Origin of the sequence: Mesorhizobium sp. ES1-6 (assembly GCF_020164775.1) — a bacterium.
In the GTDB taxonomy this organism is placed as follows: Bacteria; Pseudomonadota; Alphaproteobacteria; order Rhizobiales; family Rhizobiaceae; genus Mesorhizobium.
Map to the genome: position 1 here is coordinate 161206 of NZ_JAIUGU010000011.1, position 15805 is coordinate 177010.

Annotated in this window: 13 protein-coding genes; 6 read left to right on the plus strand and 7 right to left on the minus strand. The window is 66.6% G+C overall.

From position 1 onward, the window contains the following. The first annotated feature begins 32 nt into the window (after positions 1–32). Positions 33–2366, plus strand: coding sequence for a cation:proton antiporter (locus LB564_RS24285; protein WP_411910226.1), 2334 nt, complete (start codon positions 33–35; stop codon positions 2364–2366). Positions 2367–2378: 12 nt separating this feature from the next. On the opposite strand, the gene LB564_RS24290 is transcribed toward LB564_RS24285, so the two are convergent. Continuing rightward, positions 2379–2522 carry a hypothetical protein gene (locus LB564_RS24290; protein WP_181173799.1) on the minus strand — a complete coding sequence of 48 codons (144 nt, stop codon included), beginning with the start codon at positions 2520–2522 and terminating at the stop codon, positions 2379–2381. A gap of 340 nt (positions 2523–2862) precedes the next feature. Here LB564_RS24290 and LB564_RS24295 point away from each other — a divergent pair, with 340 nt between their 5' ends. Both LB564_RS24295 and LB564_RS24300 read left to right on the plus strand, forming a co-directional pair. Further along, positions 2863–5124, plus strand: coding sequence for a PAS domain S-box protein (locus tag LB564_RS24295; protein WP_224541599.1), 2262 nt, complete (start codon positions 2863–2865; stop codon positions 5122–5124). A 15-nt stretch (positions 5125–5139) separates the two neighbouring features. Then, entirely contained in the window at positions 5140–5508 is a 369-nt protein-coding gene (locus tag LB564_RS24300; protein ID WP_224541601.1) for a response regulator, read from the plus strand. Positions 5509–5518: 10 nt separating this feature from the next. On the opposite strand, the gene LB564_RS24305 is transcribed toward LB564_RS24300, so the two are convergent. From LB564_RS24305 to LB564_RS24325, 5 genes are read right to left on the minus strand one after another with little or no spacing between them, the layout of a single operon-like run. Further along, positions 5519–6400: an ABC transporter permease gene (locus LB564_RS24305; protein WP_224541603.1), complete on the minus strand. Its 882-nt coding sequence runs from the start codon at positions 6398–6400 to the stop codon at positions 5519–5521. Next, positions 6397–7374 (minus strand): ABC transporter permease, encoded by a 978-nt coding sequence (locus LB564_RS24310; protein WP_224541605.1) that lies wholly within the window; start codon positions 7372–7374, stop codon positions 6397–6399. Before LB564_RS24310 ends, LB564_RS24305 begins: the two co-directional genes overlap by 4 nt. Continuing rightward, on the minus strand, positions 7371–9020 hold the full coding sequence (locus tag LB564_RS24315; RefSeq protein ID WP_224541607.1) for an ABC transporter substrate-binding protein: 1650 nt from the start codon (positions 9018–9020) through the stop codon (positions 7371–7373). Before LB564_RS24315 ends, LB564_RS24310 begins: the two co-directional genes overlap by 4 nt. A gap of 40 nt (positions 9021–9060) precedes the next feature. Next, on the minus strand, positions 9061–9834 hold the full coding sequence (locus LB564_RS24320; RefSeq protein WP_224541608.1) for a DUF427 domain-containing protein: 774 nt from the start codon (positions 9832–9834) through the stop codon (positions 9061–9063). 10 nt (positions 9835–9844) lie between these two features. Further along, on the minus strand, positions 9845–11197 hold the full coding sequence (locus LB564_RS24325; protein ID WP_224541610.1) for an LLM class flavin-dependent oxidoreductase: 1353 nt from the start codon (positions 11195–11197) through the stop codon (positions 9845–9847). Between the two features lie 188 nt (positions 11198–11385). On the opposite strand from LB564_RS24325, the gene LB564_RS24330 reads away from it, so the two are divergent. Continuing rightward, complete coding sequence (locus tag LB564_RS24330) at positions 11386–13200, plus strand: ABC transporter ATP-binding protein (RefSeq protein ID WP_224541612.1); 1815 nt, start codon at positions 11386–11388, stop codon at positions 13198–13200. Between the two features lie 28 nt (positions 13201–13228). On the opposite strand, the gene LB564_RS24335 is transcribed toward LB564_RS24330, so the two are convergent. Continuing rightward, complete coding sequence (locus LB564_RS24335; protein ID WP_224541613.1) at positions 13229–14062, minus strand: methyltransferase domain-containing protein; 834 nt, start codon at positions 14060–14062, stop codon at positions 13229–13231. Positions 14063–14349: 287 nt separating this feature from the next. Between LB564_RS24335 and LB564_RS24340 the strand changes: the two genes are divergently transcribed. Further along, on the plus strand, positions 14350–14781 hold the full coding sequence (locus LB564_RS24340; RefSeq protein ID WP_224541615.1) for a DOPA 4,5-dioxygenase family protein: 432 nt from the start codon (positions 14350–14352) through the stop codon (positions 14779–14781). Positions 14782–14852: 71 nt separating this feature from the next. Continuing rightward, on the plus strand, positions 14853–15800 hold the full coding sequence (locus LB564_RS24345; protein WP_224541617.1) for an ornithine cyclodeaminase family protein: 948 nt from the start codon (positions 14853–14855) through the stop codon (positions 15798–15800). The last annotated feature ends 5 nt before the right edge of the window (positions 15801–15805 follow it).

A 15805-nucleotide genomic window follows, 5' to 3' on the forward strand; every position in this document is an offset into this window, starting at 1 on the left:
GGTCAGTCCGCGGCGGCGTCTTGAAGGGACCCATGATCCACCCACTGGCAACAAGGTCGCACGGCACCGCGGCCGCTCTTTCGCTGGCCTTCCTCGCACTCGCACCGGCAAACCAGGCGCTGGCCGCGCAGCCGGCCGGCCACGCCTCGGGCATGGGCGGCTCGGCCGAAGGGCTGTTCGTCGCCGAGATCGTGCTCCTCCTTCTGGTCGGCCGTGGCCTCGGTGAAATCTTCCAGCGCTATGGCCAGCCGGCGATCATGGGCCAGCTGATCGGCGGCATCCTGCTCGGGCCCTCGCTGTTCGGCTGGCTCTGGCCCAACGCCCAGCATCTGATCTTCTCCACCGACCCGGCGCAAAAAAGCATGATCGATGCCGTCTCGCAGCTCGGCATTCTGCTGCTCCTCCTGCTCACCGGCATGGAGACGGATCTGCGCCTCGTGCGGCGGGTGGGCGCGGCCTGTTTTTCGATCTCGATCACCGGCGTCGTACTGCCCTTTGCCTGCGGTTTCGCGCTGGCGCAGGTCTTGCCGGACACGCTTCTGCCAGAGCCGAGCGAGCGCATCGTCGCCGGGCTGTTCCTCGGCACGGCGCTGTCGATTTCCTCGGTGAAGATCGTCGCCATGGTGGTGCGCGAGATGAACTTCATGCGCCGCAATCTCGGCCAGGTCATCGTCTCCTCGGCGATCATCGAGGACACGATCGGCTGGCTGGTCATCGCCGTCACCTTCGGCATCGCCACAAATGGTAGCCTGCAGGTGCTGCCATTGTTCCTGACGGTCGCCGAAGTGGCGCTGTTCATGGTGTTCTCCTTCACCATCGGCCGCCGCCTGGTGTTCACCCTGATCCGCTGGAGCAACGACTCCTTCCGCAGCGAATACGCCGTCATATCCGTGATCCTCATCATCATGGGCGTGATGGCGCTGATCACCAATCTGATCGGCGTCCACACCGTGCTCGGCGCCTTCGTCGCCGGCATACTGGTCGGAGAATCACCGATCCTGTCAGACCATATCGAGGGCCAACTGCGCGGCGTCATCACCGCGCTCTTCATGCCGGTGTTCTTCGGCATGGCCGGTCTGTCCGCCGACCTCACCGTGCTTGTCGACCCGACGCTGGCGCTGCTGACGCTGGCGTTGGTGCTGATCGCCAGCATCGGCAAATTCTCGGGCGCTTTCCTCGGCGGCAGGCTGGCCGGCATGTCGCTGAAGGAGTCGACCGCCGTCGGCAGCGCCATGAACGCGCGCGGCTCGACCGAGGTCATCGTTGCCTCGATCGGCCTGTCGATGAACATCCTCTCCCACAATCTGTTCACGATGATCGTCACCATGGCCGTCATCACGACGCTCGCCATGCCGCCAATGCTGCGCTGGGCGCTCGGCCGGCTGCCGGTTGGCGACGCCGAAAAGCAGCGCGTCGACCGCGAACTGCTCGACGAGCGCGGCTTCGTCTCCAAGCTGGAGCGCTTGCTGCTGCTTGTCGATGACAGCCCGGTCGGCAAGTTCACCGCCTATCTCGCCGGTCTCGTCGGCGGCGGCAGCGGCATGCCGACCACGCTGCTTCACCTGGAGGGCGGCGAACTGCCCGGCCCTGCCCGCGACAAAGGTCCCGAGCGAGCCTCCAAGCAGGTCAAGAGGGGCGCGGCCAAAAGTGCCCGGGCTGTCAGCAAGGCCGAGGATACGCCCGTCGACAAGGTCCACCTCACGGCCCGCACCGAGCTTGCAGCCACTACAGAGACGATCGCCGCCGAGGCCCGCAAGGGCTACGGCCTGCTGCTGGTCGGGCTGGACAACGCGCTGACCGACAAGGGCACTTTCAGCGCCACGTTGAACGACATCACCGGCGGCTTCGACGGCCCGCTCTGCCTGGTGCTGAATGGCCCCAAGGCTGATGGCAAGATGCCGATGCTGCGCGCCGGCGCGACCATCCTGGTTCCCGTCAACGGCACCGAGGTGGCGCGGCGCGCGGCCGATTTCGCGCTCGCCCTGGCGCGGCCGCACCGGGCGCGCGTCAAAGTCCTTTATGTCTCGCAGGCGCGCAAGGGCGGCCGGCCAGGCTCGGTCTCGCACCGCCGCGAGGAGGCCGTGCTCAAGGATGTCGCCGATCTCGCCGACCGCTACGGCGTCGCCGTGGAAACGGCGATCAGGACACGCGCCACGCCCGACAAGGCGATCGCCAGGGAAGCGGCCAAGGGCGCCGCCATGGTGGTGATGGGCGTCACCCAGCGACCCGGCGAAGAGCTGTTCTTCGGCGACACGGCGACCGCCGTACTGGCCGCCATCGCCTGCCCGGTCGTGCTATTGGCCAGCGAGCGCGTCCGCCGAACCGAAGCCGCCGCCGAGGAAGCGGCAGCCGAGGTCGGCGCCTGACGCGTTTTCGATCTAAAGCCCGAAGAACTGCCGCCCGATCATGTAGCCCAGCGCCGCCGCGACGAGCGGGAACAGCGCCGGCGCGACCTTGCCGAAGAGGGAAATGCTTGCGTCCTTGGGCGGCACATAGCGTGCGTTGCCGAGATTCTTGGTCATTGCGTACCCCACGCGCGCCGATAATTAGCGAATGCTTATTGACGCATGGCCGCATTAACGGTTGGCAAAGAAATTCGATCGAATAGCCGACTATTGCGTGGCGAGCCGGTAGCCGCGCAACGAAAATTCTCTTATATCGGGAACCGATCGGCCCTCTCCCGGGTTTGCCCCGAGGGGACAGGCATGTGATCACGATCTCATCGACTGCGAGACAGCCCGGCAATGCGCCCGTGGCGCGAAGCCTCGGCTCCTTGGCGGCCCATCCTTGGCAATGTCGGGCGGCCGCCGACACGTTGGCGACCACCGGCCTCGCATGACGCCGATCGATCCACGAGACACCATGCCAGCCAGCACGGGCGCAATAACCGAGCTTCGTCATCCCTTTCTTTCCGGCGGCGGGCGGCTTGGCTGCCTGATCGCGGACTTCGACTGGGCCTCGACCTCGATCGGCCCGATAGAGGGCTGGCCGCAGAGCCTGAAGACGGCGGTGTCGCTCATCCTGCGTTCAAAGGTGCCGATCGTCATGCTGTGGGGCGAAGACGGCATCATGATCTACAATGACGGCTATTCGGAATTCGCCGGCGGGCGTCATCCCCAATTGCTCGGCTCCAAGGTGCGCGAAGGCTGGCCCGAAGTGGCCGACTTCAACGACAACATCATGAAGGTCTGCCTGGGCGGCGGCACGCTCGCCTATCGCGAGCAGGTTCTGACGCTCAACCGCACCGGCAAGCCCGAGCAGGTGTGGCTCGACCTCGACTATTCGCCGGTGCTCGACGAGAGCGGCGAGCCCGCCGGCGTCATCGCCATAGTGATCGAGACGACCGCGAAGGTGGCGGCGGAACGCTGGCAGGCGGGCGAGCGCGACCGGCAGCGCCAGATGTTCGAGCAGGCGCCTGGTTTCATGGCCATGCTGTCGGGTCCGCGGCACATCGTCGAACTGACCAACGCCGCCTATATGCAGCTTGTCGGCCATCGCGACATCATCGGCCTGCCGATCCGTCAAGCGCTGCCCGAGATAGAGGGCCAGGGCTTCTTCGAACTGCTCGACCGGGTGTACTCCTCCGGCGAAGCGTTCATCGGCTACGCCTTGAAGACCGAGTTGCAGCGCACACCCGGTGCCGCGATCGAGGACCGCTTCATCGACCTCGTCTACCAGCCGGTGCGCAACCCCGCGGGCGAGGTGTTCGGCATCTTCGTCCAGGGCGTCGACGTCACCGACCGCCTGCTCGCCGAACAGGCGCTGCGCCAGAGCGAGACCCAGTTCCGCACCTTCGCCGAAGCCATGCCGAACCACGTCTGGACGGCGACGCCACAAGGGCTGCTCGACTGGTTCAACCCGCGCGTCCACGATTATTCGGGCGCCGCCGCCGGTGCGCTGGATAGCCATGGCTGGGCCGCGATCGTCCACCCCGACGACATCGGGATGGCCGAGGGGAAATGGCGGCAGGCATTGGCCGCCGGCACATTCTACGAGACCGAATTCCGCCTGCGCCGGCATGACGGCCTCTATCGCTGGTTCATAGCCCGCGCCGTTCCCATCCGCGACACGGATGGCGCCATCGTGCGCTGGATCGGCACCAACACCGACATCGACGACCAGAAGCAGGTGGCGCAGGCCCTGCTGCAAAGCGAACGCCGCTTGCAACTGTCGCAAAATGCCGCCGGCATCGCGGCGCTCGAACTCGACATAGCCACGGGGACCGTGGTCGGCTCCGAAGGCTTCTGGGGGCTCTGGGGGCTGCCGCCGCGTGACAGCGTGCACATCTCGGTGCTGGAAAACATCGTCATTCCGGAGGACAAGGACGTCCGCTCCAACCCCCGGACGCGGGAACAAGGCACGGCGGCACCCGCCGTGGAGTACCGCATCCGGCGGCCCGACACCGGCGAGCTTCGCTGGCTGTCGCGCCATATCGACTTCGTCCATGACGAGACCGGCAAGCCGCTCAAGATGTTCGGCGTCATGCAGGATGTCACCGACCGGCGCGAGGCGCAGGCGAGACAGGAATTGCTGACCCACGAACTCGAGCACCGCATCAAGAACATCCTGGCGATGGTGGCGGCGATCGCCTCGCAGACCCTGCGCAACACCGATATCGCCACCGCGAGCGCCACCTTCAACGAACGCCTGCGCGCGCTGGCCAACGCGCACGACATCCTGAACAAGACCCGCTGGACCAGCGCCTCCATCCGCGAAGTGGTCGACAACACCATCGCCGCCTTCCCGGTGGCCCAGATCACCGTGTCCGGTCCGGCGCTGCCGATCAATCCGAAGATGGCGCTGACGCTGGCTCTGGCCGTCAACGAGCTTGCCACCAACGCGCTGAAATATGGCGCCCTGTCGACAGCCGAAGGCAAAGTGGCGATCGAATGGTCGCTGCGGCCGTCGCATGACCGGCCAGGCGACATCAGGCTGATCTGGCACTGGCGCGAAAGCGGCGGACCACCGGTGACGCCGCCCAGCCGGCGCGGCTTCGGACGGTTCCTCATCGAGCGTGTGCTGGGCACCGATTTCGGTGGCGCGGTCCGGATCGACTACCATCCCGACGGCGTCGAATGCGTGCTGGACGCGCCGGCACCCCAGTTGCCGACGGCCCCTTACTGACTAGATAGGCATGCCATGACCAGTCAGCCCCCCGTCACAGTCCTTGTCGTCGAAGACGAAGCCTTTTTGCTGTTCGCCATTGCCGATGAACTGCGCGAGGTGGGGTTCGACGTGCTGGAGGCGAGCAACGCCGACCAGGCGATCCGCATGCTGGAGAGCCGGCCCGACATCGCCATCCTGTTCACCGACATCGACATGCCGGGTTCGATGGACGGCCTGCGCCTGTCGGCTGCCGTGCGCGACCGCTGGCCGCCGGTCAAGATCATCATCACCTCGGGCAAGCAGCAGCCGTCCCGGGACGCGATGCCGAGCGGTGGCGTGTTCCTTCCCAAGCCCTACGCACCGGCAGCCGTGGCCGCCACCATTCACGGCCTGCTCGCCTAGGTTTTACAACTCACTTGTCGCTGTTCTCAAACGCGCCGATCCCTTGCGCGATCAGGTTGGTGGCCATCACCAGCGAGATGATGGCGGCGGAGTTGAACACTACCACCCACCATTTGCCGCCGGTGAGAAAACCGTAGCCGTCGGCGATCGCCAGCCCCCAGTCGGCCGATGGCGGCTGGATGCCGAGGCCGAGGAAGGAGAGCGTCGCGATCGAGAAGAAGGCATAGCCGAGCCGGGTGATCAGCTCGATCAGGATGGTTTCCCGGACATTGGGCAGGATTTCCAGGAACATAATCGCCAGCCTCCCTTCGCCGGCCAGCCGTGCGGCGCTGATATAGTCGCGCTCGCGCTGTTCGCGCGCGGCGGTGCGCACGGTGCGCGCCACCAGCGGCGCATAAGCAAGGCCGATCACCGCGATGACGGTGAAGTTGGACGGGCCGATCGCCACCAGCGCCATCGTCACCAGCACGATGAAGGGCAGCGACATGACTGCATCGAGCAGCCGCGCGCCGACAGCATCGACCAGCCCGCCGAAGGTGCCGAGCACCAGACCGATGACACTGCCTGAAGCAACGCCCGCCAGCGTCGCCAGCGGCGCCACCATGAGGATGTCGCGCGAGCCGACGATGATGCGCGAGAACACATCGCGGCCGAGCTGGTCGGTGCCGAACCAGTGCACCGCGTCGGGCGCCGTCATCATCGACAGGAAATCCTCGGCATAGGGATCGAACGGGACGAACAGCGCGCCGAACAGCGCGCAGGCGACCCAAAACAGAAGCACCGTCGAGCCAATCAAGGTCGAGGGCGCCACGCCAAGCAAAAAGCCGCGCATCCGGCCGACCCAGGAGAACCTGATGCCGCCGCGCATCGGTGATTGCGCCAGATCGGTCATGGCGTGGCCCGGCGGCGCTGGCGCGGATCGAGCAGCGCCTGCAGGAGATCGCCGATCGCGGCCGTCGACACGAAGATCGCCGCCATCACCAGCACGCCGGCCTCCAGCATTGGGAAGTCGCGCGCCTTGGCGGCGCTCAGCACCAGATTGCCGAGCCCCTGTATGCCGAACAGCGCCTCGATCACCACCAGCCCGCCGAGCAGGAAGCCGCTCTGCGTGGCGATGACCGCCACCGTCGGCACCAACGCATTGCGCAGCACATGCTTGAACAGCACTTGCGAGGGGCTCAGCCCCTTGAGGATCGCGGTGCGGGTGTAGTCGGCCGCACGCGCCTCGATCACCCCTGCCCTGGTCATGCGCGCGACATAGCCGATAAGGTTCAAGACCAGCGGCAGCGCCGGCAAGATGAGATAGTAGCTGGTCGTCCAGAAGCCGGCCCCATCCGGCGCCGCACCGGTGATCGGAAACCAGGCCAGCCACAGGCCGAAGACCATCAGCAACAAAAGGCCGGAGACGAAGTCCGGCACGATCGAGAGCGAGACGCCGGTCAGCACGATCGCCCTGTCGAGAAGGCTCCCCGAGCGCAGGCCGGCGGCGACACCGGCGCCGATGCCGATCGGCACCAGGAACAAAAGCACGATTCCGGCGAGTGCCGCGGAGTTGCGGATGCCTTGCAGGACGAACGGCGCCACCGGCGCGCGCATCGACAGCGAGTCGCCGAAATCCCCCGTGATCGCCTTGCTGAACCAGTGCCAGTATTGTTCGAGGATCGGCTGGTCGGTGCCGAGCTTGCGGTTCAACTCGGCGACCGCCTGCGCGTCCGCGAACGGACCAAGCATGACGCGGCCGACATCGCCGGGCAGCACCTGCCCGGCGAGGAAGACCAGCGCGCTGACCAACCACAGCGTGAGCAGCAGCGAGCCTGCCCGCGTCGCCACGGGCTGGACGATCGCGATCGAGGCGATGCCGCTCAAACGAACGACACTTTGTCGAGCAGCAGGTGCGAGATGGCGGTGAAGCGCACGCCTTCGACCCTGGCGCTGACGATGCGGCTGTATTGCGAGAAATAGCTGATGATCAGCGGGGTCTCGTCAAGCAGCAGGGTCTGGATCTTGCCGGCGGCGAGCCGTTGCGCCTGCAGGTCGCGCGCCTTGCCATAGTCGATGAGCAGCGCGTCATAGTCCGCATTGTTGAAATGCGCCGCGTTCCAGGCGCCCGAACTCTTCAGCGTCGCGTTGAGGAAGATGTCGGGCGTGCCGCGATGGCCGAAATCGGTGATGCCGAGATTGGAGTCCAGCCAGGGCGAGGAGCCGAACGTCGCCGAGCCGTAATAGGCATCCTGCGGCAGCACGTTGAGCTTGATGTCGATGCCGGCCTTCTTCGCGAAATTCTGGATGATCACCGCGTAGTCGGGAATGTCGTAGGCGCGCTCGGTGGTCAGCGTCACCTCGAACCCGTTGGGCACGCCGGCCTCGCCAAGCAGGCGCTTGGCCTCGCCGATGTCCTGCTTGCGCTGCGGCACCGACGGATCGGCGGAGGGGAAGATCGGCGCGAACGGCGTGTCGTTGCCGATGACGGCGCGGCCCTTGAGCAGGCCCTTGACCACGGCTTCGCGATCGATGGTGAGCGCCAGCGCGCGACGGATGCGCTTGTCGGTGAACGGCGCCTGGTCGGTTCTCAGATGCGCCGGATCATGCGAGCTTGCCTGCACGCTGAGCAGCTTGAAATTGGGATTGCCCTCGATCGCCAGCTCCAGCCGTGTGGTGCTCGGGATGACGTCGAGCTGGCCGGCCTGCAGCGCCAGCACCTGCGCCTGTTCGTCGTCGAAGAACTTGATCTCGACGCGGTCGGGGAGCGCCTTGTCGCCCCAATAGTCGGGATTGCGCACGAAGCTGGCGCCTTGCTTGGGGCGGAAGCTTTCCAGCTTGAACGGGCCGGTGCCGTTGAAAGTCTTCTCGAAATCGCCGGCATAATCGGCCGGCACGATGACGGCATTGTAGACATCGGAGGAGACGTAGAACGGGAAGTTGCTGTTCGACTGGTCGAGATCGAAGGCGACCGTCTCGTCGTCGACGACCTTGGCGCCGCCCTTGGACAAGATGCCCTTATAGGCCGACAAGGCCGAGGAGCCGCTGGCCGGATCGACAAGCCGTTCGAAGCTTGCCACCACATCCTTGGCGGTCACGGTGCGGCCGTCGTGGAATTTCACGCCTGGCCGCAGCTTGAAGGTCCAGCGCTTGGCGGTCTCGTCGGCTTCCCAGGACAGGGCAAGCTTCGGCTGCAGCCCGTCCTTGGGATCGTCGAGGATAAGATACTCGCCGACCTGGCTGATCACGCCGATGCTGGCCGGATCGGTGATGGTGACCGGATCGATCGCCTTGGTCGGCTGTCCAAGGCCGACGCGCACCGTGCCGCCGGCGGTCGCCGCGCGTGCGCTAGATGTGAACAGCCCCTGCGAGGCGGCAAAGCCGGTGAGGCCGAGCAGTGCTGCGTATTTCAAGAGGTCGCGGCGCTTGAGGAAGCCTTGCGCGTATTCGTCGACCGCGACATTCCAGATGTCACTGGACGCAGTGCGGCGGGATTGATTGCGCAAAAGATCGATGTCGGAACGTTTCGTCATTGTTTTCTCTCGTGAATGGGAAGCTGGAAAGAAGCCGCCGTCAGGCCGGCTGGCCGTCGAGATGGATGCGGTCGGCCGCTTGCGGATAGAAGGCGATCAGGCCCTTGATCTTGGAAACCTCGTCGATCGGCTCGCGATAACTCCAGGCGATGTCGGGGCGAACCGAACCATCCCCGAGCAGGCCCGACCAGTAGGAGGCGATGCCCTTGTAGGGACATCGCGTCGTCGAACTGGACGCCGTCAGCCGCTCCAGCCTGATATCCTCGGCCGGCAGGTAGAAACGCGTCGGCAGATGGGTCTCGAACAGCAGCACCGGGCGGTGGCTGTCGGCGATGATCTCGCCATCGAACCAGACCTCGACATGGCTGGAGCTGTGCAGCACGTCGATGCGCGCATAGGGGTCGCGGGCGTGGACGAAGACTTCCTCCTCCTCCTCGAACCACTGGTCGACCGCCTTCCAGGTGAAGGCGATGCGGCCGGCGAGCGGCGCCAGGTTCTCGTCCCGCGGCGCCGTGAACGACCAGGCCGCGTTGGCGGCGCGTCTGTCGCCGCTGTCGATGTCCCAATAGGCGGTCTCGCCGCCGACCGCATGCGGCTCGCGATGCAGCGACGGTTTCAGCACCGACGGATCGACCTGGGATAGCGGGAAGAAATAGATCGGCAGGAAATGGTTGGAGCGCAGCACCAGCACATTGCGGCTGTCGGCGATGGTGCGCCCACCGAATTTCACACGCACGCGCTTGGGGCTGGTGAGCACGTTGACGAGGCGCGGAGCGCTGGCTTCGCGAGGCTGGAGGTTCGGCGCGGCGGTCATGATTACCTCCTCAGGACACGGCGCGCGCGTTGGCGCGCTGCTCGGCGAAGCGGTTGGCGGGGCGGGCAAGGCCGAAGCGGTCGCGCAACGTGCCGGGCGCGTATTCGGTCGGCACCAGGCCACGCCGCTGCAGTTCCGGCACCACCTGTTCGGCGAAATTCACCCAGTCTTCCGGCAGCAGCGGGAACATCAGGTTGAAGCCGTCGCAGGCGCCGGCGACGTACCAGTCTTCCAGCTGGTCGGCGATCTGCCTGGGCGTGCCGGCCACCGTCGGCACCGAGCCGCTGTTGGCGAGCTTGCGGGCGATGTCGCGCAGGCTGAGATTCTCTCTCGACCATTGCTTGACCCGGTTGAGCGAGGTGCGCCCGCCATTGAAGGTGCTTTCATCAGGCAGCGGCGGCAGCGGGCCGTCGGGCGGGTAGACGGACAGGTCGATGCCGCTCCAGCTCGACAACAGGTCGATGCCGACCTGGTCGGGCAGCAGCGTCTGCAGGTATTCCTGCTTGTCGCGGCCCTCGGCCTCGGACGCCGCGACGATCGGCAGGATGCCGGGCAGGATCTTGAAGCTCTCCGGCCGCCTGCCATGGCGGGCCAGCCGCTCGTTGATGTCCTGCCGGTATTTGATGCCGTCTTCGCGCGTGGAGAAGATGGCGAAATGCACATCGGCCTGGGCGGTGGCGAAATTCTTGCCGTCCTCCGACGAGCCGGCCTGCACGATCAGCGGATGGCCCTGCGGCGGCCGCGACACGTTGAGCGGCCCGCGCACCTTGAAATGCTTGCCCTTGTGGTCGATCGGATGGACCTTGTCGGGATCGGCGAAATAGCCCGTCGCCTTGTCGATGAGGAGCGCCTCGTCCTCCCAGCTGTCCCACAGCGCCTTGACGATATCGAGGAATTCGCCGGCCCGCTCATAGCGGAAGGCGTGCTCGATATTGCCGTCGCGGCCGAAATTGCGCGCCTCCTCGTCCATCGCCGAGGTGACGACGTTCCACGACGCCCTGCCCTTCGAGATATGGTCGAGCGAGGCGAACAGCCGCGCCACATTATAGGGCTCGCTGTAGGAGCTCGACGCCGTGGTGATCAGGCCGATATGCTTGGTCACGCCGGCCAGCGCCGACAGCAGCGTCAGCGGCTCCAGCCGCGCATTGGCGTAATGCGCGACACCGCTCTTGACCGAATCCCAGATCGACACGTGGTCGGCGACGAAGATGGTGTCGATCGTCGCCCGCTCCGCCGCCTGCACCAGTTCGCGATAATAGTCGAAATCGAGCACTTCGCGCCCCGGCGCGCGCGGGTGGCGCCAGGCCATGCGGTGGTCGCCCTGCGGATTGAAGAAGAACGCGCTGAGGATCATGTGCGACATGCCGGTAGCCTTCCCTGTCCATGCGAAAATCTCAGGGGCGGCGGCGTGTGGCCGTGCCCTGAAAACCTTCAGTCGGTAAAAGTTAGATTGCGCCCGGGCTTAATTCGAGTAACTTTATAGAGATTGTTCCATGTGAAAGCGGAAGCGATTGCCCCCGATCGCCGCGCGGACAGAAAGTGGTTTCGGGCATGTCGTCTTCGGTTCTAAACGTCGAGCACCTCTCGGTTTCCTACCGGGGCGCCCGGCGCATCCATCGCGCGGTCGACGACATTTCGCTGGAGATCGGCCAGGGCGAAGCGCTCGGGCTGGTCGGCGAGTCCGGTTCGGGCAAGAGCTCGGTGGCGCTGGCCGTGCTGCGCTACCTGCCCAAACATGCCCGGGTCGAGGCCGCGCAGCTCGCCTTCGAGAACCGCGAGATCCGCGACCTCTCCGCCGTCGAGCTGCGCCGGCTGCGCGGCGACCGCATCGCCGCCGTCTACCAGCATCCGGGTTCGGCGCTGAACCCGAGCATGACCATTGGCGGCCAGATCACGGAGACGCTGCTGCGCCACCGCGCGATGCATCATGACGACGCGCTTGGCCGCGCGGCGCAACTGCTCGGCCGCGTCCGCGTCGCCAATCCCGAGCGCGTGCTAAAACTTTATCCGCACGAATTGTCGGGCGGCATGCAGCAGCGCGCCAACATCGCCATCGCGATCGCGCTCGACCCGGCGCTGCTGGTGATGGACGAGCCGACCACGGCGCTCGACGCCAGCGTCCAGTCGGAGATCATCGCCATCCTCGACGATCTGCGCCGCGAGCACCGCACCTCGATCCTGCTGATCAGCCACGACATCAACCTCATCCGCCGTTCCTGCGACCGCGTCTCGGTGATGCAAGCCGGCGCAATCGTCGAGACCGGTGTCGCCACGGAGGTGTTCGACGACCCGCGTCACGCCTATACACGGGCGCTGGTCGCGGCGATCCCGACGCTCACCCGCACCAAGCGCGACGGCAGGCTGGCCGAGGATGCCAGCCCCGTGGAACTCGCCCCGCCCGCGCCGACCACCGACAGCATCCCCGCCCGGCCGCGCGAGATCGCCGTCTCCTGCCGCGGCATAAGACAAGCCTTCGGCGGCCAGCCGGTGCTGCACGGCATCGACCTCGACATCGCCGCCGGCGAGACCTTCGGGCTGATCGGCGAATCCGGCTCCGGCAAGTCGACGCTGGCCCGCATCGTCACCGGCCTGCAGCCGCCGACGGCGGGCAGCGTCGAACTGCTCGGCAAGACCGTGGCGCCGCTGGTCGAACGTCGTCAGCCGGCCGAGCGGCGCGACGTCCAGATGGTGTTCCAGTCGCCCGACCGCACGCTCAACCCGCGCCAGCGCATCGGCCGCATCCTCGGCCGGCCGCTGCGGCGGCTGGCCGGCCTGCCGCGCCGCGCCGTACCGCAACGCGTCGGCGACCTGCTGGCTTCGGTACGCCTGGCCCGCACCACGGCGGAGCAGAAACCCGGCACGCTGTCTGGCGGCCAGCGCCAGCGCACGGCGATCGCGCGCGCCTTCGCCGGCCTGCCGAGGCTGGTGGTGCTCGACGAGCCGACCTCGGCGCTCGACGTCTCGGTGCAGGCGACAGTGCTCAACCTGCTCAACGACCTGCAGAGGAGCAAGCAAACCGCCTATCTCTTCATCAGCCATGATCTGCGCGTCGTGCGCTACATGGCCGACCGCATCGGCGTGCTCTATCGCGGCCGCCTGGTCGAGACCGGCACCTCCGACCAGATTTTTTCCGGCCCCAACCACCCCTACACGCAAATGCTGCTGGCGGCGTCTTCCAATGAGGGACAGGCCGCGACGATCGCCGAGGCGTCATCCGCCATCGAAGCCGGCCCCGACGCAAGCCTTGCCGGCTGCGCCTTCGCCGCCCGCTGCCCGCTGGCCGCCGAGGCCTGTCGCAACGCCGAACCCGTGCCACGCGAGGTCGAGCCGGGCCATGTCATCGCCTGCTGGAAGCGCGCCGGCTGAGGTTGCCCGCCGAGACAAGACCGGTGCGCTAAATCCGGCAGACCGCCATGACGAAGAACTCGCGGTAGCAGAAATCGGGATCGTCGAGCAGGCGATCCGGCCGCTGCTGCAGCTCCCGCCAATAGGCCTGGTCCGCGTCAGGCAGGGCGTAACCCGGCGCGACGCTGGCGAAATAGGCCAAGAGGTCGCGGACATAGTCACGCGTGAAGCGAGGCGCCGGCGCCCAGCGCTCGACCAGCCAGCCCTTGCGGCTGACCACCTCCAGGCCCGCCTGCCGCAGACGCGCCGGAAGCGTCGAACCGCAATCGGTGCCGAGCACGCCCCGGTCGCGAAACCCCTGCAGCCTGGCGGCCATGAAGCGCGCCAGCAGGACCCGGTCCATGGGCAGGATCTGCAGGATGGTCGAATCGAAATCCTTGACCGCGAAGGTGCCGCCCGGCTTCAGCACGCGCCTGGCCTCGCCGACGGCAAGCTCGAACTCGGCCGGCGTCAGATACTGCATGACATTGCCGGACCAGACGCAGTCGAACGATGCGTCGGCGAAGGGCAGCGACAGGATGCTGCCGACTTCAGTGGCAATTTCCGGCGGCTCGGGCAGCGCGCCGGCGAGCGCCTCGACCCGGCCGATGTTTTCAGGCGCGAGGTCGAGCGCGGCAATGAAGCCGGATGGGCCGACAGCCCTGGCGATGAGCGGCAGGAAGCCGCCGCTGCCGCATCCGGCGTCGAGCACGCGCCAGCCCGGGCGGATACCGGCGTCGAGCAAGGCCGCCTCATATTCGGGCCGCGACGATTCGAAATGAAGATCGAGCCAGCCGGCCTCGCTCGCTTCGTGGCCGGTGGACGTTTGATTCCCAGCAGACAAAAGATGCCCCCCCAAATGGCGCGGCAGGGATAGAAGCGCACCCGACGGCATCACGCAATGCCCTGCTCAGCGTGGAACCGACGCCGGTCCACGCCAGGAGCGACGGCCGCGTCCTTGGTCGCCCGCTGCCCGCTGGCCGACGAGGCCTGCCGCAAGGCCGAGCCCGTGGCGAACGAGGTCGAGCCGGGCCATGTCATCGCCTGCTGGAAACGCGCTGGCTGACTACAGACAAGCCGTCCATGCTTCGGCTAAAGTTCCCTCGGGGCGTCACCCCGGGGAGGATCGAGATGAGCAAAGCCAGTTCAACGCCGGCCGGGCAACCCCGGCCGCTCGCAGAGATCGCCAGCTACCACGCCCATGTCTACCATGACGGAGAGGCGCAGCGCCGGCATGCCGAATGGCTGCGTCAGCGCATCGCCGAGCGTTTTCGCGTGCGCCTGGGCAATTGGCGCGACGAGCCGGTCGGCCCGCACGAGCAGGCCATGTACCAGATCTCCTTCGCCACCGAGATTTTCGCCACGCTGGTGCCCTGGCTGATGCTGAACCATGGCGGCCTCAGCATCCTCATCCACCCCAACACCACCAACCCCAAGCGCGACCATCTGGTCGACCCGATCTGGATCGGCCGCGCGCTGGGCGTGCATGGCGAGGTGCTGGGCGAGGATGACGAGGCGGAAGAGGCGCTGGAGGTGAATACCGAACCCACGCTGGAGGCGTGAGCCGCCCCTGCCCGCGACGCGCCGCTTGGCCCTCTCGCGGGGTCTGATGATCCCATGACAGGATGAAACCCTTGGCCGCCGAAACCTTGCCTTATCTGTCAGCCGCGCTGCTCGACCGCCTGTCGATCTCGACAGTCGACATGGTCGACGAGATCGAACGCCAGATATCAGGCCAGCGGCGCGGCGAGGTCTGGTGCGCGCCGAAGGCGGTCGTGCAGCCGGGCGACGACCGCTACATCATGGCGACGCTCGGCGTTGCGTCCACGCCGCCCGTGCTGGCAACGAAATCGCTGGTCGTCAATCCGCGCAACGCCGGGCGCGGACTGCCGACGCTCAACTCGCTGATCACGCTGCTCGACGCCGAAACCGGCCTGCCGCTGGCCCTGGTCGACGGCAATTGGGTGACCGAGAAACGCACCGCCGCCTTGAGCGCCGTCGCCGCAAGGCGCATGGCGAGAAGCGATGCATCCTCCCTGGCCTTCATCGGCTGCGGGGTGCAAGCGCGTGGACATCTGGAGGCCTTCGCCGACCTCTTCCCCTTGCGCGAAATCCGCGCCTTCGGCCGCGGCGCCGCCAACCGCGACGCGCTCTGCCAAATGGCGCGCTCGCGCGGCCTGCAAGCCATCCCCTGCGACAGCGCACAGGCCGCGATCGAAGGCGCCGACATGGTGGTGACGACAGTGCCCCTGGTGCCCAGGCCCACGCCCTTCCTCGACGCGAACTGGCTGAAGCCGGGAAGCTTCACCGTGATGACCGACCAGGCCCTGCCCTGGCTACCCGAGACGATGCCCCGCTTCGACCGCGTCATCGTCGATGATCTGGAGCAGGAGAGAAACATGGCCAAGCCTATGGTTGATCCCGGACTGGTTGTGGGGGATCTGACGGGGTTGGTGTGCGGGGATTTTGAGGGGCGGCATGACGCGGGCGAGACGACGGCGTTTGTTTTTCGGGGGCTGGCGGTTGGGGATTTGGCGGTGGCGGCGCTGGCGTATGAGCGGGCAAAGGTGGCGGGGGCGTAGGGAGC